At 64.6% G+C, this 17,883-nt stretch carries 20 protein-coding genes; 8 read left to right on the top strand and 12 right to left on the bottom strand.

Going from position 1 to position 17,883, the window contains the following annotated elements:
- Window positions 1-116: 116 nt before the first annotated feature.
- Entirely contained in the window at window positions 117-884 is a 768-nt protein-coding gene (locus ACSMXN_RS04535; RefSeq protein WP_022913390.1) for an isoprenyl transferase, read from the bottom strand.
- A 95-nt stretch (window positions 885-979) separates the two neighbouring features.
- Between ACSMXN_RS04535 and trhA the strand changes: the two genes are divergently transcribed.
- Both trhA and ACSMXN_RS04525 read left to right on the top strand, forming a co-directional pair.
- A complete protein-coding gene (gene trhA, locus ACSMXN_RS04530) occupies window positions 980-1,672 on the top strand; it encodes a PAQR family membrane homeostasis protein TrhA (protein ID WP_051148877.1) in 693 nt (230 codons plus the stop codon).
- A gap of 299 nt (window positions 1,673-1,971) precedes the next feature.
- Window positions 1,972-3,111 carry a hypothetical protein gene (locus ACSMXN_RS04525; RefSeq protein ID WP_022913387.1) on the top strand — a complete coding sequence of 380 codons (1,140 nt, stop codon included), beginning with the start codon at window positions 1,972-1,974 and terminating at the stop codon, window positions 3,109-3,111.
- On the opposite strand, the gene ACSMXN_RS04520 is transcribed toward ACSMXN_RS04525, so the two are convergent.
- From ACSMXN_RS04520 to ACSMXN_RS04510, 3 genes are all read right to left on the bottom strand, one after another.
- Window positions 3,108-4,193 (bottom strand): Gfo/Idh/MocA family protein, encoded by a 1,086-nt coding sequence (locus ACSMXN_RS04520; RefSeq protein ID WP_027139456.1) that lies wholly within the window; start codon window positions 4,191-4,193, stop codon window positions 3,108-3,110. The two genes, ACSMXN_RS04525 and ACSMXN_RS04520, sit on opposite strands and share 4 nt — an antisense overlap.
- A 132-nt stretch (window positions 4,194-4,325) precedes the next feature.
- On the bottom strand, window positions 4,326-6,326 hold the full coding sequence (locus tag ACSMXN_RS04515) for a thioredoxin domain-containing protein (protein ID WP_022913385.1): 2,001 nt from the start codon (window positions 6,324-6,326) through the stop codon (window positions 4,326-4,328).
- A 33-nt stretch (window positions 6,327-6,359) separates the two neighbouring features.
- The gene (locus ACSMXN_RS04510; RefSeq protein ID WP_022913384.1) at window positions 6,360-6,905 is read right to left on the bottom strand and encodes an anthrone oxygenase family protein; all 546 of its coding nucleotides are present in this window, start codon (window positions 6,903-6,905) and stop codon (window positions 6,360-6,362) included.
- Window positions 6,906-7,015: 110 nt separating this feature from the next.
- Here ACSMXN_RS04510 and ACSMXN_RS04505 point away from each other — a divergent pair, with 110 nt between their 5' ends.
- From ACSMXN_RS04505 to ACSMXN_RS04495, 3 genes are all read left to right on the top strand, one after another.
- Complete coding sequence (locus tag ACSMXN_RS04505) at window positions 7,016-7,948, top strand: AraC family transcriptional regulator (protein ID WP_027139455.1); 933 nt, start codon at window positions 7,016-7,018, stop codon at window positions 7,946-7,948.
- Window positions 7,949-8,025: 77 nt separating this feature from the next.
- Window positions 8,026-8,289 carry a type II toxin -antitoxin system TacA 1-like antitoxin gene (locus ACSMXN_RS04500; protein WP_196811279.1) on the top strand — a complete coding sequence of 88 codons (264 nt, stop codon included), beginning with the start codon at window positions 8,026-8,028 and terminating at the stop codon, window positions 8,287-8,289.
- Complete coding sequence (locus ACSMXN_RS04495; protein WP_022913381.1) at window positions 8,286-8,825, top strand: hypothetical protein; 540 nt, start codon at window positions 8,286-8,288, stop codon at window positions 8,823-8,825. The genes ACSMXN_RS04500 and ACSMXN_RS04495 overlap by 4 nt, the downstream gene beginning before the upstream one ends.
- A gap of 43 nt (window positions 8,826-8,868) precedes the next feature.
- Here ACSMXN_RS04495 and ACSMXN_RS04490 read toward each other — a convergent pair whose 3' ends face one another.
- From ACSMXN_RS04490 to ACSMXN_RS04475, 4 genes are all read right to left on the bottom strand, one after another.
- A complete protein-coding gene (locus tag ACSMXN_RS04490) occupies window positions 8,869-9,489 on the bottom strand; it encodes a dihydrofolate reductase family protein (RefSeq protein WP_022913380.1) in 621 nt (206 codons plus the stop codon).
- Window positions 9,489-9,992 (bottom strand): SRPBCC family protein, encoded by a 504-nt coding sequence (locus ACSMXN_RS04485; protein WP_022913379.1) that lies wholly within the window; start codon window positions 9,990-9,992, stop codon window positions 9,489-9,491. The genes ACSMXN_RS04490 and ACSMXN_RS04485 overlap by 1 nt, the downstream gene beginning before the upstream one ends.
- Before the next feature lie 4 nt (window positions 9,993-9,996).
- Window positions 9,997-10,338 carry a metalloregulator ArsR/SmtB family transcription factor gene (locus tag ACSMXN_RS04480; RefSeq protein WP_027139453.1) on the bottom strand — a complete coding sequence of 114 codons (342 nt, stop codon included), beginning with the start codon at window positions 10,336-10,338 and terminating at the stop codon, window positions 9,997-9,999.
- 108 nt (window positions 10,339-10,446) lie between these two features.
- Window positions 10,447-11,310: a VOC family protein gene (locus ACSMXN_RS04475; RefSeq protein ID WP_022913377.1), complete on the bottom strand. Its 864-nt coding sequence runs from the start codon at window positions 11,308-11,310 to the stop codon at window positions 10,447-10,449.
- Between the two features lie 170 nt (window positions 11,311-11,480).
- Here ACSMXN_RS04475 and ACSMXN_RS04470 point away from each other — a divergent pair, with 170 nt between their 5' ends.
- Both ACSMXN_RS04470 and ACSMXN_RS04465 read left to right on the top strand, forming a co-directional pair.
- Window positions 11,481-12,221 carry a dienelactone hydrolase family protein gene (locus ACSMXN_RS04470; protein ID WP_027139452.1) on the top strand — a complete coding sequence of 247 codons (741 nt, stop codon included), beginning with the start codon at window positions 11,481-11,483 and terminating at the stop codon, window positions 12,219-12,221.
- 52 nt (window positions 12,222-12,273) lie between these two features.
- Window positions 12,274-12,714, top strand: a complete 441-nt coding sequence (locus ACSMXN_RS04465; protein ID WP_022913375.1) for a VOC family protein — start codon at window positions 12,274-12,276, stop codon at window positions 12,712-12,714.
- On the opposite strand, the gene ACSMXN_RS04460 is transcribed toward ACSMXN_RS04465, so the two are convergent.
- Complete coding sequence (locus ACSMXN_RS04460; RefSeq protein ID WP_022913374.1) at window positions 12,683-13,354, bottom strand: TetR/AcrR family transcriptional regulator; 672 nt, start codon at window positions 13,352-13,354, stop codon at window positions 12,683-12,685. The two genes, ACSMXN_RS04465 and ACSMXN_RS04460, sit on opposite strands and share 32 nt — an antisense overlap.
- Before the next feature lie 82 nt (window positions 13,355-13,436).
- On the opposite strand from ACSMXN_RS04460, the gene ACSMXN_RS04455 reads away from it, so the two are divergent.
- On the top strand, window positions 13,437-14,216 hold the full coding sequence (locus tag ACSMXN_RS04455; protein WP_022913373.1) for a maleylpyruvate isomerase family mycothiol-dependent enzyme: 780 nt from the start codon (window positions 13,437-13,439) through the stop codon (window positions 14,214-14,216).
- A gap of 26 nt (window positions 14,217-14,242) precedes the next feature.
- Here ACSMXN_RS04455 and ACSMXN_RS04450 read toward each other — a convergent pair whose 3' ends face one another.
- Genes ACSMXN_RS04450 through groL form a run of 3 tightly spaced genes read right to left on the bottom strand, consistent with a single transcriptional unit; the run spans window position 14,243 to window position 17,874 of the window.
- Window positions 14,243-14,878: a hypothetical protein gene (locus ACSMXN_RS04450; RefSeq protein ID WP_196811278.1), complete on the bottom strand. Its 636-nt coding sequence runs from the start codon at window positions 14,876-14,878 to the stop codon at window positions 14,243-14,245.
- A 24-nt stretch (window positions 14,879-14,902) separates the two neighbouring features.
- Window positions 14,903-16,186 carry an Nramp family divalent metal transporter gene (locus tag ACSMXN_RS04445; protein ID WP_022913371.1) on the bottom strand — a complete coding sequence of 428 codons (1,284 nt, stop codon included), beginning with the start codon at window positions 16,184-16,186 and terminating at the stop codon, window positions 14,903-14,905.
- The gene (gene groL / locus ACSMXN_RS04440) at window positions 16,183-17,874 is read right to left on the bottom strand and encodes a chaperonin GroEL (RefSeq protein ID WP_022913370.1); all 1,692 of its coding nucleotides are present in this window, start codon (window positions 17,872-17,874) and stop codon (window positions 16,183-16,185) included. The genes ACSMXN_RS04445 and groL overlap by 4 nt, the downstream gene beginning before the upstream one ends.
- Window positions 17,875-17,883: the final 9 nt, after the last annotated feature.

Raw genomic sequence — 17,883 nt, 5'->3', positions numbered from 1 at the left:
CTCGCTGGTGTGTTGCCACGCCACGCCGGAACTCCTGGTTTCCACCATGTGAACAGTTAGCACCGTGTGAAGCGGCTCTCAGAGGCCTACCGCGGACGGCAGCATTCGGAAAGGCCCTAACTACCGAAGCGACGCTGCCGCTCACTGAAGTCTCGTAGCGCTCGCAGGAAGTCGATCTTGCGGAAATCGGGCCACAAGGCGTCGCAGAAATAGAACTCCGAATGTGCTGATTGCCACAGTAGGAAGCCGGACAGCCGCTGCTCGCCCGAGGTGCGGATCACCAGATCGGGGTCGGGCTGACCCTTGGTATAGAGGTGGTCGGCGATGTGCTCGACGTCGATGATCTCAGCGAGCTCCTCGATCGACGTGCCGGCCTCGGCGTGCTCGTGCAACAGCGACCGGACGGCATCGGCGATCTCGCGACGGCCACCGTAACCGACCGCCAAATTTACCGTCATACCGGTCTTTCCCGACGATCGCTCAGCCGCGTTCTTCAGCGCTTCGGCGGTGCTCGCGGGCAGCGTGTCCAGCGCTCCGACGACGTTGACCTGCCAGGGCTGGTCCGCGGCAGCAAGGCCGTCTGCCACGCTCTCGATGATGCGCAGCAGCGGCAGCAGTTCGGACGGGTCGCGATGCAGGTTGTCGGTCGAGAGAAGCCAGAGAGTGACGTGCTCGACGCCGGCATCAGCACACCAGTCGAGCAGGTTGTCGATGTGATGGCCGCCGACGACATGACCGTCGTTGACGTCTTCGAGACCGGCGGCACGAGCCCAGCGCCGGTTGCCGTCCAACATGACCGCGACATGTCGCGGCACCGGGCGGCCTACAAGTTGTTGAGCAAGCCTCCGCTCGTAGACGGAGTACACCGCACCACGCAAGTCCACGAAGTGAAACGTTAGACCTGTTCGTCCTTCACGTCCCGCCCAGCTCGCGCGACACCTCGAACGCGATACACAGGATTGTGGCGTAAGTTACCAAGATGACAAGTATTCCCTCGAGCTCAGATCTGAGCACGACCGAATACCTAATCGATGTGTTCAAGCCCCGCATGCGCGGCTGGCTACACACTTACGCGGCAGTCATCTCGATCGTGTCGGGCGCCACCCTCATAGCGGTGGCGGCGTCGATGCGCGGCGGAAACGCAGGCTGGTCGACGGCCATCTACGCCGCGACCGTGACCGGGCTGTTCGGCACCTCGGCGCTGTATCACCGGCTGCCATGGGGCCCAACCGGCCACGGTGTGATGAAGAGGCTCGATCACTCGATGATCTTCATCTTCATCGCCGGCACGTACACGCCGTTCGCGGCCCTCACGCTACCTAGAACGTCATCCATTGCCGTCCTGGCCGTGGTCTGGTCGGGCGCTATCTTCGGCGTCGCGTTGAAGAGCACCTGGCCCGATGCGCCGCGGTGGATTTCCGTCCCGCTTTACATCGCCCTCGGCTGGGTCGCGGTGTTCGTGCTGCCCGAGTTACTGCACAACTACGGTGTCGCCACTTTGGTTCTGGTGGGGCTCGGGGGCGTGATTTACACGGTTGGAGCCCTCGCCTACGCGTTCAAGAAGCCGAACCCGTACCCGGGCACCTTCGGCTTTCACGAGGTATTTCATGTCTGCACGCTCGTAGCGGCTATTTGCCATTACATCGCCATCTGGCTGGCGGTTTTCGCCTAACCGCGTAATAGCGAGCACCTTTCTGCGTCATATCTACGCCCGTCGACGAAACGCGGGCATAGACATCAGTAGAGAGGTCACCGAGCCGTGTCCCCAAAGCCGTCCACACCGTCAATTGCGTCGCCGCGCGTGCAAGCAGCGAAGCCTGAGCCGCTCCGCCCGCCTCGGGACTCGGCGGTAGACCCTCGGGTCGATCGGCTGTACGTACCGCGGCACGCAGCGGCCACGCCGCCGCCTTCCGCGCCGCCAGCACGGCCGGTATCCCCGGCCAGGTTGCCGAGCAAGGCTGCTACCGGGTCGTGACCTACCCGATTCCGCCGCAGGCCGCGTCAGACACCGCTCCCCCGCCGATCAGCCCCGCCGAACCTGACGTCTCCTTTCCGGCGTCACCGGCAGCACTATCCGCACCGCCACCAGCGCCGCTTCCGGTTTTCGATGTGCCTCCACATTCGGACACCGACTGGATCTACCACGCTCGCCAGGCCGCGGCGCGACCGAAGCAACCTCCGGCCGAATGGGGCTGGCGCGCGAAGCTTCAGGGCGCCTCAGGCGGTCTCATCAAGGTCAGGCCGGGCACGGCTGAGCTGGCTCAGCGCGATGCCATCGAGCGCATCCGGGGGACACTTCCCGGCACCCGCACCGTCGTGGTCGCCAATGAGAAGGGCGGGGCGGGCAAGACGCCGACCGCGCTGATCCTGTCCGCTCTGCTCGCCGACTATCGCCGCGAAGCGGTTGTCGCCTGGGATGTCAATGAGCTGCGCGGGACGCTCGGCAGACGGGCTGAAATCACGGACCCTCCCAGCACAGTCATCGATGTGTTGTCAGCGGCTGAGGGACTTGCCCGGTCGGAATCCGAAATCGGCCTGATGGCCTCTTACCTGCGGCGCCAGCCGGAAGGCAATCTCGTGTTGGCCTCGAGCGAAGACGGCAACGCGATGCGCCAGATCGGTCACGCCGAGTGCGATATTGTCCGTCAACTGCTGTTACGCCGGTTCGGCCTTCTGGTTTGCGATACAGGTAACAATGCCGCCGCGCCGAACTTTCTGTACACAGTGGATTCTGCCGACGTGCTGGTTGTGCCGACTGCGCCGTCGGACGTGCACCTCGAGATTGCGCGGGCGATGCTGCGAATGCTGGCCGGTCGCGAGACCACAAAACCGCTGACCGCCCGGGCGGTTCTCGTAGTCACTTCGTCAACCGGCGCCAGGCTTACCGCTGAGGAGGAGCGGTGGTTCTCACAGCGGGTCGCGCGGGTAGTCCACGTACCCGCAGACCCCGTGATTGCCACCGGCGGAAAGCTTCCGATCTCGGCTCTCTCCGTTGATTCGCGGCGCGCATGGACTCAGGTCGCCGGCGCGGTGATTGATGCAGCGAAGGCCCCGTCGCCACGTGATCGTCCGCCGGGTCGACGTCGCGCTCCGGAGGGTGATGCGAACTAGCCGACGACCTCGGCGCGGCCCGACTGCGCCGAGCGCTGAGCGGCAGCGATCACGTGCAATCCGGCCAGCGAATCGGCCGGATCAACCGGTACCGGCGACCCGTCCTGAATCGCCGCTGCCAGTTGACGATAGAAGTCGGCGTAGTCACCGCGCTTCGATTCGACGGTCCTCCAGGAATCGCCGGCACCGATTCGGCCGTACGTCTCCTTCGGCTCAGCGCCCCATTCCGGCGACGACCCCAAAGGCGCGCCGACTGGGCGTTGGCCGGCCAGCAATGCGTTTTCTTGCGGATCCATACCGGACTTCACGAACCCACCCTCGGTGCCCAGCAGCCGAAAGCGAGGCCCAGCGTCGGCCGCGACCGCGCTCATCCAGAGGTGGCCGATGATCGGATTCGCGTCATTGCCCGTGCTGGTCAAGCTCAGAAAGACATCGTCATCGACGGCCGCGCCTGGTCGCCGCTTATGCACTTCGGCGTAGACGGATTGCGGCACGCCGAACAGCACAATGAACTGGTCGATGAGATGCGCACCGAGATCGAACAGGAGGCCGCCGGCCTCCGCTGGGTCGCCAGACTCGCGCCAGTTCGGCTGTACCGCTGGTCGCCAACGTTCGTAACGCGATTCGAAGCGGAACAGCTGCCCAAGGTCGCCACTGTCGAGTACCGATCGAACGGTGCGAAAGTCTGAGTCGTAGCGTCGCGACTGGAACACGCTGAGGATGCCGCCGGTATTTTCCGCAGTGTTGATGATCAGTTCCGCCTCGGCCACCGTCGGGGCGAAGGGTTTGTCGACAACGACATCGTGGCCCGACTCCAGGGCGGCGACGGCCAATTCGGTATGACTGGAATTCGGGGTCGCGACCACGATCAGATCGATATCTTCGCGGCCGAGAATCTCTTGCGCTGACGCCACGACCTCCGCTTCGGGGTATTCCTTGCTGGCCTGCGCGGCCCGCTCGGCGTTCGAGGTAGAGATCGCGGCAACATCAATGCCCGCCGCGGCGAGAAATGGTGCATGAAAGATCCGGCCGGCGAAGCCAAACCCGAGGACGGCAGCCCGAAGCTGCGCCGGTGTGCTCATGACGACCACGGTAGTGGAGGGCCTCAGAATCGGCAGTCGCCGGCGGGCGGTCGTCGGTGGCCACCGGTGGACCGTCGTCGGTGGGTAGACCTAGGCCCGAACGGCGCCGATCCAGCAAACTTCAGCGAACGGCTAGGACCCGATGGAAGTACGCGTCAGCGACTTCTGCAGCTCGGCGACATCGACGACTGGACGATCGCAGACTAAGCCACGACAGACGTACGCTGCCGAACGTCCGTCCACAAGCGGTCGGTCTGCGAGCAACGGTATCCCTGGTGCGTCAGGGATACCGGCCGTCAACACCAGACCGGGAGAGGTGCTCAGGCGAGCCAGCGCAACCATCGCCACAGCCGAGGCATCATCGCTGCCATCGGCTGACACGACCGCGACCTGCAACGGCCCGGCGATCGCCGCTTCGGCTACCGCCAGCGTCCACCCTGCGAACCGCGGCTCGCGCGCTGCCAACTCGCCGGCCGCTGCGATCGCGCTGTCGGCGGCCTGCCGATGAGGTACCGAACCGGTCAGTGCGGAATAGGTCAACAGCGCTCCAGCGAGGGCTGACTGCCCGCCAGGCGCCGCATTGTCCCCCGGGTCGCGAGGACGCACGAAGAGCGCCTCAGCATCATCGGCAGTGTCGAAGAAGCCACCATCGTCAGCAGCGAAATGGTCCAACGCCACCGCAAGCAATTCCCCTGCGGCAGTTAGCCAATGTCGATCGCCCGTAGCCTGATGAAGCGCGAGAAGGCCCTCTGCAACATCGCCGTAGTCCTCCGCGACACCAACAGCAGCGCTGACAATGCCAGCGCGCGACGAGCGCCGAAGCCGACCATCAACAATCTGCTCGTCAAGCAGGAAGGTAGCGCAATCGATGGCGGCCGCAAGGTAACTCGGCTCGTCCAAGAGCGCTCCGGCCTCAGCCAGGGCGGCAATCGCCAGACCGTTCCAAGCCGCGACAACCTTATCGTCGCGCGCTGGTTGCGGCCGTCGGGCGCGAGCCACGTGCAGCCGATCGCGCACTGACGTGAACCAGGCAGAATCGGTCGGCTCCGCGAGCAGTTGCAGTACGGAAGACCCGTGTTCGAAGGTCCCCGCCGGTGTGACCTCGAAGATGCGAGCGGCCGCCGCGCCATCGGCTTCGCCGAGAACCTCGATCAACTGCGCCGGAGTCCAACCGTAGGTCAATCCCTCGACACCCTCGGTGTCCGCATCGAGAGCGGAGGCAAAACCGCCCGATGGTGTCCGAAGGTCGTTGAGTAAGAACTCCGCGGTCTCGGTAACAATCCTCTTCGCAAGACCCGATGCCGTCGCACGCCACAAGTGCAGGTAGATGCGCAGCAGTTGTGCATTGTCGTACAGCATCTTCTCGAAGTGAGGGACGACCCAGCCAGCGTCGACGGAGTATCGGGCGAACCCACCGCCGAGCTGGTCATAGATCCCACCTCGTGCCATCGCCTCGCAGGTATGCCGAACCATCTCGAGGGGCCGTGATTCGCCCGTACGCGCATGCTGCCTCAGCAGAAACTCCAACACCATGGACGGCGGGAACTTTGGCGCGGACCCGAAGCCACCGTTGTGCGCGTCGTACTGCCGGGCGAGGCCCAGCTCGGCCTCGGCCAACTCGGCAACACCCAGTGGAGCGGCCGAGAAGCGGTTCACGACACCCTGGAGGGCTGCCACGATCCGCCCACCAGACTGCACGACGTCCTCGCGGCGGGTCGTCCACGCCTCAGTCGCTGCATCGAGCAGTTGCAGGAACCCTTCCTTGGGCAGGTACGTTCCCGCGAAGAACGGCTCGCCGGCCGGTGTGAGCAGGCAAGTCATCGGCCAACCACCTTGACCGGTGAGGGCCGTCGTCGCCGACATGTAAATCGCGTCGACGTCCGGCCGTTCCTCACGATCGACCTTGATCGACACATACCCGCGGTTGAGTACGCCGGCCACGGTGTCGTCCTCGAACGATTCATGGGCCATCACATGGCACCAGTGGCAGGCGGCGTAACCGACTGACAGGAGAACTGGCCTGTCGAGGCGCTTGGCCTCAGCGAACGCCTCCGGACTCCACTCCCACCAATCCACCGGATTCTGGGCGTGTTGCAGCAGGTAGGGACTGGTCGAGGAGGCGAGCCTGTTCATGGGTCGATTGTTGACCCTCGGCAGGTGTTCCTCTCACCGCACCCAGGCTGCCAAGGCCCGAGAGGGGCCGTCGCCTGCCAACGCCGTCGTGTCTGTGCGGGGTGAGACGAGGGCGATGATGTAGAGAGTCGCCGCGATGATGCCGGCTGCAGCCCGAACATGATTGCCAGCCGTCCACGCAGTGAGGTAGGTACGCCATTGCGACACCGACGACGCCGCGTTGGGATCGAGCTTCGCGAGAGCATCGTTACGCGGCACATGAAAGCCTGCCGTCATGATGATGCAGCCGACGACGTAGATGACGGCCGCGGCCAGGATAAACACCTCGCGGCGGTCTCCGAGGTTGAACACCGCGTGGATCCCTAAGGCAACGCTGGCGGCCGCCGTACCGAATAGCAGGATCATGAGCGGAGCGCGCACCGCGGTGACGTTGATGGACTGCATCGCGGCGATCCCCTGTGCGGCCGGCAACCGCCGCAGGGCCGGCATGACGAAGGCCGAAAAGGTGAAGAAGACACCGCCGGCTGTCGCGGCGCCAACGGCGGTGATCACGGTGAGCGTTCGCCATAACGGGTTCATGACGTGTTCCTTTCAAGCGGCTGATCGATGGTCACCAGCTAAGCCGATCGCATCGCGCGTATCCATGGCTATATCTCGCATATTCATACGTGAACGTCTACATTTGGCGGATGGACGCTCTCAACGGCTTGCTGGACGGACCGCGGGCCCACCGCGCGTTCGTGGTCCGGTCGCTGCTCGACGCGCCGTGGTCACTGCGAATCGAGGACGGGGCTCCGCTCACCGTGATGGCGGTCGTGCGCGGCTCGGCCTGGGTCTGGTCGGACTCCGTCGCGTCCGTCGAACTGGCGGCCGGCGACGTTGCCATCGCCCGAGGGCCGCGGCCGTACCTCGTCGCCGACAACCCCAGGACGCCGATGCAGGTGGTCATCCACCCCGGGCAGATCTGCACCACCCCGGACGGGATCGAAGTGCCCCCGATCGGAACGTGGGGGGTACGCACCTGGGGCAACAGCCCGACCGGCGCCACCGAACTCATTACGGGCACCTACCTGCACGAGAACGAGGCCAGCCAACGACTGCTCGCCGCCTTGCCCGAGATCGCGATCCTTCGGGCGGGTGCGTGGGATGACCAGCTCGTCGCCTATCTGACCGAGCAGAGCGGCCGTGATGAAGCCGGTCAAGAGGCGGTGCTCGATCGACTGCTCGATCTGTTACTGATCGCCGCCCTGCGTGCGTGGTTCGCCCGTCCCGAAGCGGAGACGCCCGGCTGGTACCGCGCGCAGAGCGACCCTGCGGTCGGCACCGCGATTCGGCTGATGGAATCCGATCCGGCGGGCAACTGGACCGTCGCCAATCTGGCATCAGCGGCGGGTATGTCCCGCGCTGGACTCGCTCGCCGATTCACCCACCTGGTCGGGGAACCCCCGATGACCTATCTGACCACCCTGCGGTTGGGTCTGGCGGCCGACCTGCTCCGCGAACCCAGGGCCACCGTCACGTCAGTCGCGCGCCGCGTCGGCTACAGCAGTCCCTACGCATTCAGCGCGGCCTTCAAACGCAACCGCGGCATCAGCCCCCGAATCTGGGCCACCAACCACTGAGTGCGACGATCGGCGCACCATCGGCCGTACAATTGCCGTACGCTGAGGTTTGGGTCGAGAGAGGGAAAATCATGGCAGTGACCAAGACGCGACGCCTCGAGCTTCGCACCGATGAGGACACGGAGAAGCTCATTACCGACGCCGCGGCGCTGCTACACGTATCCAAGACGGCGTTCGTCGAGGACGCTGTACGCGCTGCTGCCCGCCGAGTGATCGCGCGCTCGGACGTCACTCTGATAGATCCCGCCGTGTTCGACTCGATGATGACTGCGCTGGACCGGCCCGACGAGTCCACCGGGCTGGCTGAATTGGCGAAGCTGCCGAAGCTGATCGATCGGTGAGCTCCGCGAGCTATCGCGTCGCCAAGCTGGCCCCTGGGTTCGACCTGGGGGCCTTTGACTGCGGCGAACCGCTCTACAACGAGTGGCTGGCCAACGACGCGACGCGCGCGGTCGAATCGGGCTCCGCGGCGGTGCACTTGCTCGTCGAGACCCCTGCGGAAGCAGGCGACCAATCCACCGGCGACCGCGTCGTCGGGTACTTCGCGATTTGCCCGACCCTGATCGTCCGTGATGATGCTCCGAAGCGCGTCCGGCGCGGCTTGCTGCGCTCGGCGCCCGGCTGGCTACTCGCCAAGCTCGCCCTGGATCAGTCCCTTCGCGGTAATCCCGAACGTCAGTGGGGACGACAGCTCCTCCGCGAAGCACTGCTGACCATCATCGCCGCGGCCGAACTTGGTGCCGGGCAGGTGATCGTCGTCGACCCTGACAACGCCGGTCTCGTCGCCTGGTATGCCGCCAACGGATTCCTCGGCACCGGCGGACCGGACCTGCGGATGTACCTGAAGGTCGCGACCGCCCGTGCCTACCTCCAATGAGGGCGTAGACCTGATGGCCGGCCCATCGAGCCGGATCGCGTGGTCATCGCTCGCGGACTGCGTAGGTCAGGTGGGTCACTCGCTGCGTCGGCTCCCCGCGGACCTGCTCCAGGGCCACGCGGCCCGCGTCCACGCCCTCGAACAGGCGGATTCCCGAGCCGAACAGCACGGGTGACAGCGCGATCGAGAACACGTCGATCAGTCCCGCGTTCACGTACTCCAGAATCGTTGCACCGCCGCCCGCGATGCGGACGTCGCGGTTGCCGGCGGCGTCGCGGGCCTGGCCGAGCGCGGTCTCGATGCCGTCGTTGACGAAGTGGAAGGTGGTCCCGCCCGCCCGCTCCCAGGGGTCACGCCTCTCGTGCGTCACGACGAAGACCGGCGTGTGGAACGGTGCGTCTTCCGGCCACGACTTCTCGCCGGCGTCGAACATTCGTTTGCCCATCACACTCGCGCCGGTGCGCTCGAACGTCTCCCGCAAGATGTCGTTGTCGCGCCCCTCCTCGCCGCCCTCGCCAAAGTTCAGGTTCTCCCGGAAGAACCGCTGCGGGAAGACCCACTGCTGCAGCTCCATCCACTGCTGCCCCATCAAGTCCTCGAGGGACTCGGGCGCGATGAACCCGTCCAGCGACATCGACACGCTGAAGAACACCTTCCCGGCCATCAGCCCTCCACTCCGTTCCGGACGATCTCGGCGACGTAGGCAGCCAGGTTGCTCAGGGTCTGCTCTCCGCCCTCGATCGCGTGGTACTTCTCGGCCGCCTCGTCGCGCAGCTCCTTGGTGGGAAACAGCGTGCGCATCTCGATCCGGGTCGCCGCACCCACGACCCCGAACGTCAAGACCGACTCGAAGGCGTTCGGGTCCCCGAGGGACTCACCGTGCAGCAGCTCGAGGCGCTCCGGCGGGACGATCTCGGTCCAGGTGATCCACTCCTGGTAGTCCGTCCCGTCCGGTCCGTGCATCACGAAGTCCCATTCCCCGCCAACGCGAAACTCGAACGCCCGCGTGGTGGTCGTGAAGCCCTCCGGCCCCCACCACCGCGACAGGTGCCGCACCTCGGTGAACGCCTTGAACACCAGCTCCCGTGGGGCACTGATGACCCGGGAGATCACGATCTCCCGATCGGCCGTGGCGGACTGCGCCGTCCCTTGTCCTGACCCGCTCATTCAGCTACTCCTCTTGCGTTACCTGATTCAGTTCCTGCACAAGCGCGTCCAGCCGGTCGAAGCTCTCGTTCCAGAACCCCTCGAACCCGCCGGTCCACTCGTGGACCGGTCGCAGCCCGCCTGCCTCAAGGCCGTACACGCGCTGTTTGCCCGCCTTGCGGTCCCGCACCAGCCCGACCTCCCGGAGCACCCGCAGGTGTTTGGACGCCCCAGGCTGGGTCATGCCCAGCTCCTGGGCCAGCTCGGTCACCGGCCGCTCACCCGCGCGCAGCAGAACCAGAATCTCGCGGCGCTGCGGCTCGGCGATCGCGTTGAAGACGTCCGACGTCGTCGCTGCTCTGGCCATGGGCGCCATCATATGCCCATATCGGCAAGCGTCAAGCCGGAGGTTGTTCAGCTCTACTGACTTCAATCTCTTGAGAAGTGGCGGATGCGGTTTCGCGGGACTCGAAGGTCAGGTCTGCTTCAGCTTGATCCGGAGCCCACGCATCGCTAGTGGATCAATCAGTGCTCCGCCAGCGGTCTGCTCTACTGGGACTCCGATCGCTTGCAACCGTGCCGACTCCGCAGCAACGTCCGAACAGGCAATAGCGAATGAATACAAGCCCTCGCCCCGCGTTGCGATACGTGTTGCAACATCGGAGTCATCTTCGATGGAGGCGACGAGCACCAGTTTCTGCTCCACATCCATGCCCGAGAGGGCGAACGCGGCACCACGGGTTCCTGGCGGGTCGTTCTCGAAAAACTCCGGCGCCCCGAACTCGAAGATCCGCTGGTAATCCGACACCGCCTTATCGAGGTCCTGGACCGCGATGGTGAACTCGGCCAGCCCAAGGTATCGGGGATTCGCGCCCTGCCCTAGGAGCATTCCATCGATGACCTGGTAGAGGACTCCATGGGTCTGGCGAGGTCCAGCGAACAGCAAACCGCCCCCTTCCCATTGGCGGTGGTCCACGCCCTCCGCGACAAACGTCGCCACGGCAAGGCCGACGTCACCGACGTCGATGCTCATTCCGTAGAGCCCATCACCGAACTTGGTGAGGAACTGACCGATCTGCGACTGATCACCGGCCGGAGTGACAACCCCGAGAAATCCGTCGCCGATAGCAAACTCGGCGTTACTGAAGCTCGACGCGCCTTGACCCGCGCCCTCCAGCATCCGACCAGGCTCCAAAGCCAAGATCCGTTGAATGAGAGAAATCCACTCAGTCCGGTCACGCACCGCCACAATCACATGGTCCAAACGCTTGACCAGCGCCATCGGCGTCACCCTTTCAAGGTTGGCGCAGCCCGCGTTGGCCGCGTTGGCCGCATCCATATTCGGCTGCACTGATGATGCGGCCAGCGCTGCCAACTGACAAGCGCACACCGCGGCTCTGCGAGCCGGGCCAATAGGGTGTCAACCAACTCAGTGAGAGGTTTGGTGTTGTCCCCGTTGAACGTGTCCTGCAGGGTGGCATGGGACCGAGCCATCAGAAAGGAACCGTCGTGACACGTCGAGCGGCACAGATCGAGACGCCAGATGGGAGCTGCCCGGCCTCGCTGAGCGTGCCTGAAGGAGCGGGGCAATGGCCAGCCGTGATTATGTTCGCTGATGCCGCGGGAATGCGCGACACCGTGCGTCAGATGGGCGAGCGGCTCGCCGGCCTGGGGTATGTCGTATTGGTTCCCGACTTCTACTACCGTAACGGTCCCTACGAACCTGTCGGCCCCCGAATGGCGTTTGGCAGTCAGGAGGCGTTGGAGCGGACGATGGCGTGGATGCGCGGCTACACCTCCGACAAGGTGGCCACGGACGTGACCGCATTCGCCGATTGCTTGGAATCCCTACCCGAAAAGAGGCCCGGCGCCATTGGTGTGGTCGGGTACTGCCTAGGCGGCTGGATATCGCTTCACGCCGCTGCGACGTTGGGCGAACGTGTAGCGGCGGCGGCATCTTTCCACGGGCCAAACCTGGCGAAGGTGAGTTACCGCGATAGTCCGCACCACAAGGCCGGCGACATCCGGGCGAGGGTTCTGGTGGTTGGAGCCACCGATGACGACGTGTTTCCCGATGAGCAAAAAGAGCAATTGAAGCGGACGTTGACCGAGGCTGGTGTCACCCACACGGTCGAGACGTATCCGGCGCATCACGGCTTTGCCATTCCCGATAACGCGAAATATGACGAAGCCGCTGCTGAGCGTCATTGGAAAGCTATCGAGGAGCTTTTCGCATCCGCGCTTGGGTGAGCACATCGTCCCAGCATCGAATCGGCAAGAGAACTAGTGGAGGACAGATCCGATGGCCCACGTACAACGGTTCGACCACATCGGCATCACCGTCGCGGACCTCGCCTCGGTCACGGCGTTCTTCGTCGGACTGGGTCTCGAGGTCGAGGGCACGGGGTCGGTGGAGGGCGAGTTCGTGGACACCGTCTGCGGTATCCCGGGCGCGCATTGTGAGATCGCAATGCTGCGGCCGCCCGACGGAGGGACCAGGCTGGAGCTCGCGAGCTTCGTCACGCCCGACCACGTGGCCGGATCGCCCACAGCGATGGCCAACGAGCTCGGACTGCGCAATGTGTCATTCGAGGTCGACAACCTCGGGGCGATCATCGATGAGTTGGCTACAGATGGGTACGGGCTCGTCGGCGGCATCGGCGAGTTCGAAGGCAGCGTGCGCATGGCCTACGTGCGTGGGCCAGAAGGGATCATCGTGTCCCTGTTCGAGCAGATCGGCTGACGCGCGCGCGCCGACCCGGGTCCTGAGATTGAACCGCTGCGGTGGCGAGGAACGCGAGAGCGGCGCGGTCGACAAGTTGCACCCATCGTTGGCCACCGGGTTCATTGCTGACCTGCTGTGTCGCCAGGCCGGTGAGGGTCGCGGTCCAGAGGTCCGCGGCGGCGCCATCGGTGATGCCGAGCTGGTACAGGTTTTCCGTGAGCAGCTCGGTGATCTGCATTGCCAGCGCGTAAGAGTCCTGCGACGGGATGAAGGTCGGTATCACTCGCAGGAACAGCAGCTGCAGTCGTGCCGGGTCGGCGACCGCGAACTCGAGGAATACGCGTGAGCCGTCGCGGAACTGCTCGGTCGGTGTCTTGCCTTCATCCACCACCCGGCGAAGCAGGTCGAGCAACTCACGGCAGCCTTGCGCGAACAGCTCGTCATAGATGGCGTCCTTGTTGGCGAAATAGACGTAGAGCGAGGGTGCTCGCATGCCGACGGCGGCGCCGAGCTCGCTGAGCGACCAGCCCATCAGGCCACGCTCACGAGCAAGCTCCCAGGCCGCATAGAGAATCCTTTCCCGAGCCGCGCGATGGCGCTGCTCGCGGCGCTCTTCGCGGCGCGCGGCTGCAGACGGTCTTGGCTGCTGCGTGGACACGGTGCTCCGTTCGTGCGTACTTGACTTCGATCACTGCACAGACGACGCTACCTAACGTCGTTAGGAAAATACGGAGGCCGCCATGAACGTGATCGATCCGGTGTCGGGGATCGAGCCGATCCGTCGTCGAACCGATGCCAGCGATGTTGCGCTGGCCGTCTACCGACAGTTGTTCGATCTGCTCGAGGATCTGTCGCCGGCTGATTGGATGGCCCCGACCGAGTGCGCCGGCTGGACGGTGCGCGACATGGTCGGTCACCTGCTCGGCGCGGCGCGCGCCAACGCGTCCCTGCGCGAGAACGTGCGTCAACAGCTCTGGGGATTGCGGCATCGCCGCCGGTACGGCGGTAACCCGCTCGATGCGGTCAACGCGCTGCAGATAGCCGATAACGCCAAGCTGGATACCAAGGATCTCCTCAGCGCGCTGCGGGAAGCTGCGCCCGCGGCCGTCAGCGGACGCGTGCGCATGCCGGCGCCGATGCGCGCAGTCACCGTCCCCCTCGCGGCGAGCGGCTCGACCGCGAGCGGGATGCCACGCAGCGTGAACCTCGGCCACCTGGCCGACGTCGTCTACACCCGCGACGTCTGGATGCACACCATTGATATCGCTCGCGCGCTCGAGCGTCCTCTGGACGTGTCCGGGCCAGTCAACCGCCGCATCGTCGCCGATGTCGTCGTCGAATGGACCGTCCGCCACGGCCAACCCGTCGACCTGACCCTTACCGGGCCAGCCGGCGGCCACTACCGCTCGCCAGACTCCGCCGGCGAAACCCCCATCGGGTACGACGCGATCGAGTTCTGCCGAACCCTGTCCGGCCGCGCAGCTGGGGAAGGACTCACCGCCACACGCGTCCTCTTCTGAGAACAACGCGAGGGTGAGCACCGAGCTCACCAGCCCGCGTGAACCACCTCGAACCGAGCGAGTTTGTCCAGCTCGTCCTTGGAACTACTCCTGACCTCGGCAAAGATCTGCTCCTGCTGGGCTGAGATGCGCGCATCGATTTGGCGGCTCAGCGCAAAGGCGATCGCCCCCGTCTGACGCACTGTGACGTCATCGACCAGCGGCTGTCGAACGGAGGTCACGGCGACACCGCTGGCCGACCCGTCGGCGTCGCGCGCGACACCGACGGAGAACTGCTCTCGCGGGTTCGTTTTGCGGTCTGCGTAGTGATCACGTAATTGCAAAAGAACCCGATGCCAATTGGTGAGGTCACCCTTCAATCCAGTCGCGGTCAGGTCTTCGGTTGTCAGCGCCACACCTTTCTCGCCGGGACGGAAACAGCGCGCATACCCAAGCAACGCCATCGTCCACAGTCCCTCGATCAGGACGTCGTCCGGTTCCCCCGCATTCGAGGCTGCCAACGCCGTCATGAGCCGATCACAGCACCGCAGTACCGTCTGCAGATCCTCGAAGGTTGCCATCAACTCGCTCAGAGCCGCGGCGCCAGGGCTCACTATCTTTCGCAACTCCTCCGGTGGCTCCGCAACACCTCCGTTGGTTGCAGTAGGGGAATCACTCGTCATCATCGACCTCATCTCTCGGTGCCATCAGCTAAAGAACGTCTGGTACAGCAATACCGCGTTCAAAGCGGTGATCGCCGACGCGATGCACGCCATCGCCGCGGTCGTGATACGTCGATTCACCAGCACCCCCATGACGTCGCGACGCCGGGCAATCAACACCAGTGGCACCAGCGCAAAGGGAATACCGAACGACAACAACACCTGGGAGACGACGAGGCTGTCGGTCGTCGGCAGACCCAGCGCCAGCACGATCAAGGCGGGCAACATCGTCAGCGCGCGACGTAGAAACAGCGGGATCCGGCGGCGAATGAAGCCCTGCATGACCACCTGACCGGCGTAGGTGCCGACGCTGGAGGACGATAGGCCCGAGGCGAGCAACGCCACCGCGAATGCAAGCGCAGCGCCCCCACCGGCAAGTCTGGCCAAACCGGCATGAGCGGCTTCGATCGAGTCCACACCGGCGTAGTCACCACGATGAAACAGCGAGGCGGCGACGAACATCATGGAGAGATTTATCGCGCCCGCCACGCCGAGCGCGACGACGACGTCCAGCCGTTGAAAGCGCAACAGCTCCCTTCGCTCGCCGTCGTCGCGACAGGCCACCCGGCGTTTGGTCAACGCTGAATGGAGATACACCACATGTGGCATCACCGTTGCGCCAACGATGCCGGCGGTCAGCAGAACACTGTCCGAACCCTGGAAACGCGGCGCCAGCCCAGAAATGGCTCCCGATGGGTCCACGCCGACCATCACCAAGTCATAGGCAAAACCGAGCAGGACGATACCGAGCAGCCCGACGATGGCTAGTTCGAAACGTCGATGACCGCGTTGCTCGAGCGCCAGAATCACGAACGCAACCACGGCGGTAATCACGCCGGCCGGAAACATCGGTACGCCGAAGAGCAGATTCAGACCGATGGCGGCACCGACGAACTCGGCGAGGTCGGTCGCCATCGCCACGATTTCCGCCTGTATCCACAGACCTATCGAGGCGCGGCGGGGGAACAGTTCGCGACAGAGTTCGGGCAGATCTCGACCTGTCACGACGCCGACCTTCGCCGACTGGTATTGCACCAGCATCGCCATCAGGTTCGCGCCCACCACCACCCAGACCAGGGCATACCCGAAGTGCGCACCGGCAGAGAAGTTCGTGGCAAAGTTACCTGGATCGATGTAGGCAACCGCGGCTACGAAGGCCGGCCCGAGCAGGGCAACGACACCGCGTACCCGACCACGTGCGCGGTACAGGTCAAGAGCGCTCGGGTCTACCGGTGGGGTAACAGGCCCGAGCGACTCGTCGACACTCACCCGACCGAGGGCCCAAGTCCCAGGGATTGGGGCGTGCTCGAATCCGGCGACGGCTGCCGGATGCCGTTGTCGAGCTCCCCGAATTCTGTCATCATCGAGCGGCTACCACCCCACGGCGTTTGCTCCTCGGCGATAAGGGTGTTGGTCGTCAGTAACAGGCCCGCCACCGAGGCGCCGTTCTGTAGTGCTGACCTGCATACCCGCAGCGGATCGATGATGCCCATCTCGATCATGTTCCCGTAGCGGCCGGCCAGTGCATCGAAGCCGTCGTCCACACCGAGCTTCGACACCTCAGCGACCACCTCTTGACCTGAGTACCCGGCGTTGGCTGCGATCAGGTAAGTCGGCTCAGTGAGCGCCCGGCGGACGATCTCGACGCCTACGGCGTAGTCGCTAGCCACGTTCAGGTCATCGAGGGCGCTGGCTGCGTGCATGAGAGCCACACCACCGCCCGCCACGATCCCCTCGGCCATAGCAGCTCTCGTTGCCGACAGAGCATCTTCCACTCGATGCTGGAGTTCGGTCAATTCGGCGTTCGTGGGGGCACCGACTCTGATGACGGCAACCCGGCCAGACAACGCACCGATCCGCTCGGTCAGCACGTCCTCGTCGATCCCGAACGTCGCGCGCTCGAGTTCAGCTCGCAGCTGTGCGAGCCTGAATTCGACCTCATCGCCAGATCCGCCGCCGTCGATGATGGCCGTGCGGTCAGCGGTGACGCGCACCTGCCGCGCACGGCCCAACTGGTCAAGCGTCATGTTCTCCAGGCTGAATCCCGAATGCTTGCTGAAGACCTCGCCACCAGTTATCGCCGCAATGTCCTCGAGCTTGCGGAGCCGACGGTCGCCGAACCCTGGCGCCTTGGTCGCAACGCACTGGAAGACCCCGTTGACGTGGTTGTGTACGAGCATGCTCAGCGCTGAACCCTCGATAGTTTCCGCGATGATCACCAGGGGTCGTGGTGCCCGCATGACCTTGTCCAGCAGCGGCATCAGCTGCTGTACCTGAGTGATCTTCTCGCTGCAGAGCAGTATGTAGGGATCGTCGAGGATCGCCTCGAGGCTTGCCGGGTGCGTTACCAGATAAGGGGAGACGTAGCCATTGTCATATTCGAACCCCTCGACGAACTCGACGCTCATGCCGTTGAGGATCGAGTCTTCGACGGTCACGATCCCGCCGTCGCCGACCGTGTACAGAGCCTTCGCCAGGACGGCCCCCACCGTGTCGTCGTCGTTGGCCGAGATAGCGGCCACCCGAGCGTAGTCCGCCTCGGTCTCAACCGGATGCGCGACGCTTCGCAGCTGCTCGACCAGCCTGCCCACCGCCAGGTCCACACCGCGCTTGACCAGAACTGGGTTTCCGCCTTCGCCGATAGCCTTCATCCCCTCGCGAATGATGGCCTGCGCGATCACGGTCGCGGTTGTAGTGCCATCACCGACGATGTCGTTGGTTTTGATCGCGGCCTCTTTGACGAGCTGGGCACCCATGTTCTCGAACTGGTCGCTGAGGTGGATCTCCCGGGCGATCGTGACCCCGTCATTGGTCACCACGGGCGAGCCGGTCAGTTTCTCAAGGATCACGTTGCGACCCTTGGGCCCAAGCGTCGACTTCACCGCCTCGGCGAGCTGGTCAACTCCCGACAGCAGTAAAGTTCTTGCCTCTTCGCCGAATCGCAGCTCCTTGGCCATTGGTCCTCC

This window comes from Parajatrophihabitans canadensis (assembly GCF_053764775.1).
Note: the sequence above shows the minus strand (reverse complement) of the source record. Positions and strands in the feature narration are given on the sequence as shown.

What these genes read in the sequence shown, in the direction of transcription:
- ACSMXN_RS04515 (WP_022913385.1), bottom strand. Translation starts at nt 6,326, where the DNA reads ATGAACAGGCTCGCCTCCTCGACCAGTCCCTACCTGCTGCAACACGCC.
- ACSMXN_RS04505 (WP_027139455.1), top strand. Translation starts at nt 7,016, where the DNA reads ATGGACGCTCTCAACGGCTTGCTGGACGGACCGCGGGCCCACCGCGCG.
- ACSMXN_RS04455 (WP_022913373.1), top strand. Translation starts at nt 13,437, where the DNA reads ATGAACGTGATCGATCCGGTGTCGGGGATCGAGCCGATCCGTCGTCGA.
- ACSMXN_RS04510 (WP_022913384.1), bottom strand. Translation starts at nt 6,905, where the DNA reads ATGAACCCGTTATGGCGAACGCTCACCGTGATCACCGCCGTTGGCGCC.
- trhA (WP_051148877.1), top strand. Translation starts at nt 980, where the DNA reads ATGACAAGTATTCCCTCGAGCTCAGATCTGAGCACGACCGAATACCTA.
- ACSMXN_RS04480 (WP_027139453.1), bottom strand. Translation starts at nt 10,338, where the DNA reads ATGGCCAGAGCAGCGACGACGTCGGACGTCTTCAACGCGATCGCCGAG.
- ACSMXN_RS04520 (WP_027139456.1), bottom strand. Translation starts at nt 4,193, where the DNA reads ATGAGCACACCGGCGCAGCTTCGGGCTGCCGTCCTCGGGTTTGGCTTC.
- ACSMXN_RS04450 (WP_196811278.1), bottom strand. Translation starts at nt 14,878, where the DNA reads ATGACGAGTGATTCCCCTACTGCAACCAACGGAGGTGTTGCGGAGCCA.
- ACSMXN_RS04485 (WP_022913379.1), bottom strand. Translation starts at nt 9,992, where the DNA reads ATGAGCGGGTCAGGACAAGGGACGGCGCAGTCCGCCACGGCCGATCGG.
- groL (WP_022913370.1), bottom strand. Translation starts at nt 17,874, where the DNA reads ATGGCCAAGGAGCTGCGATTCGGCGAAGAGGCAAGAACTTTACTGCTG.
- ACSMXN_RS04465 (WP_022913375.1), top strand. Translation starts at nt 12,274, where the DNA reads ATGGCCCACGTACAACGGTTCGACCACATCGGCATCACCGTCGCGGAC.
- ACSMXN_RS04475 (WP_022913377.1), bottom strand. Translation starts at nt 11,310, where the DNA reads ATGGATGCGGCCAACGCGGCCAACGCGGGCTGCGCCAACCTTGAAAGG.
- ACSMXN_RS04490 (WP_022913380.1), bottom strand. Translation starts at nt 9,489, where the DNA reads ATGGCCGGGAAGGTGTTCTTCAGCGTGTCGATGTCGCTGGACGGGTTC.